The organism is Saccharothrix coeruleofusca (assembly GCF_014648515.1).
Classification (GTDB): Bacteria; Actinomycetota; Actinomycetes; order Mycobacteriales; family Pseudonocardiaceae; genus Actinosynnema; species Actinosynnema coeruleofuscum.
In genome coordinates, this window is the sequence record NZ_BMRG01000011.1 from 210,351 (window position 1) to 212,625 (window position 2,275).

At 71.7% G+C, this 2,275-nt stretch carries 1 protein-coding gene and 1 pseudogene; both read left to right on the forward strand.

Annotated features, from left to right (window positions below; genetic code table 11):
• A partial coding sequence (locus IEZ00_RS24830) for a hypothetical protein (protein WP_229796048.1) occupies window positions 1-636 on the forward strand: 636 nt, incomplete at its 5' end.
• A gap of 52 nt (window positions 637-688) precedes the next feature.
• Window positions 689-2,275, forward strand: a pseudogene (locus tag IEZ00_RS24835) (hypothetical protein); the annotation flags it as partial.

Here is a 2,275-nt window from a genome sequence, read left to right on the forward strand (position 1 = left end):
CCCACCGGCTTCGTCACCTCACAGGCACCGGACGCGCCCACCGCCGACCACGCCGTCAGGCAGATGGCAAAACTGGCCGAACCCACCGCCGACCACACCGTCAGGCAGATGGAAACGCTGACCGCGCCCACCGCCGACCACACCGTCAGGCAGATGGAAACGCTGACCGCGCCCACCGCCGACCACACCGTCAGGCGAATGGACGCCCCTACGGCGATCGCAACCCCCCAGCACGTCGTCGAGCGAATGGACGCCCCGATCGCCCCCACTGCGGAACATGCGGTCCGGGCCTCGGGCACGACGAGCGTCTCGTCCGCCGCCATGCACACCGCACATGAGGCGCCCACCGCTTTCAGCAGGGCTGAAGCACCGCTCACGTCCACCTTCAGGACCGGCGAGGCTCAAGAGGCACCCATCGCCTTCAGCAGGGCCGAAGCACCGCTCACGTCCACCTTCAGGACCGGCGAGGCTCAAGAGGCACCCATCGCCTTCAGCAGGGCCGAAGCACCGCTCACGTCCACCTTCAGGACCGGCGAAGCTCAAGAGGCACCCATCGCCTTCAGCAGGGCCGAAGCACCTGTCAGGGCTACCGCCCAGCACACGCTGAAGGCCCCGGACGCCCCGACCGCCAACTAGCAGGCGGCAACCCGGTTCGACCTAGTTCAAGCAGCACTGGAGAGACTCGCTCATGGCACGCTTCGGTGGCGGCAACTCCGACCCGAACCCGACCCCGTCGGGCAACCCGTCCCCGAATGCGAACCCCTCGGGCACCCCCTCGACGTCGACGCCGTCCACGCCGTCCGCGCCGAGTGGGCCCACCGGCAACTCGGGGTTCTCCATGAGCGGGTCCTCCATGGAGAACCTGCAGAACAAGGCGGGCGACCTGCAGTCCCGCCTGGCCGCGATCTCGTCCAAGCTGACCGGGCTCCAGCTGGCCCCCAACGCCCTCGGCCCGATCGGCCTGGTCGCGGTGCCCGCCCTGAACAACTCCAACGCCAAGTCGGTCGAGCAGGCCAACAAGGCGTCGACCGCGATGGGCAACGTGCAGGCGGGGCTGAAGGCCACCCAGCAGACGCACGTCCAGCTCGACCAGTTCAACCGGGACCAGTTCCAGAAGATCAACCCCGACTCGGGCGCGGTGAAGCCGCCGGGGGCGGCGGGCGGCCAGATCAAGAACTCGACCACCAGCGGGTCGAACGTCACGCCGATCAACCAGATCAACGGCGGCACCGGGCCCAACCCCACTGGTGCCAAGGGCCCCGCCGGGCCCAACGTCTCGCAGGTGACCACGCCGAAGGGTGGCGGGCCGAACGTCCCCGGCGGCGGCAAGACCCCCGGCGGCCCCAACGTCAGCCCTATCAACACCCCCAAGGGCGGCGCGGGCACCACCATCCCCGGCGGCGGTAAAACTCCGGGCGGCCCCAACGTCGGTCCCATCAACACCCCCAAGGGCGGCGCGGGCACCACCATCCCCGGCGGCGGTAAGACCCCAGGCGGCCCCAACGTCAGCCCCATCAACACCCCCAAGGGCGGCGCGGGATCGGTCAACATCCCCAAGGGCAGCATGCCCCCGCTGCCCAACATGTCCGTCCCGCCCGGCTCCACCGTCCCCAAGGGCGGCACCGGCACCACCACCCCCGGCGGCGGCAAGACCCCAGGCGGCCCCAACGTCAGCCCCATCAACACCCCCAAGGGCGGCGCGGGATCGGTCAACATCCCCAAGGGCAGCATGCCCCCGCTGCCCAACATGTCCGTCCCACCCGGCTCCACCACGCCGCCCGGCGGTGGTCCCCGGACCTCGACGACGGTGCCGACCGGCGGTATGCCGCCGGTGTCCACGCCGTCGACGCCCAAGCCCGGCGCGATGCCGCCCATGACGCCGCCCGCTGCCATGCCGCCCGCGGCGGGTGCGCCCGGTGCGGCGGGCGGTAGTGACCGCAGCACCAAGTTCAACCAGCCCAGCACCCCCAAGGGCGTCTTCGACACCCCCAAGCCGGCGGCTGGTGACGGCACCATCAGCAAGGCACCGTCCGGCGGTGCGTCGGCCACGCCGATCAAGCCCGGTGCCATGCCGCCGATTCCCGGCATGTCGTCCACCCCCACCACGACGCCTCCGCCGTCCACCGGCGCGGTTCCACCCTCGAGCGGCGCGTCCTCGCCGTCGAGCGCCCCCACGGCCAGGCCGGGCACGCCCGTCCCGCCGGGAATGGGAACCACTCCGCCCATGGCAGGCGGTGTGCCGCCCGCAGCCGGAGCCACCCCACCCCCCGCAGGC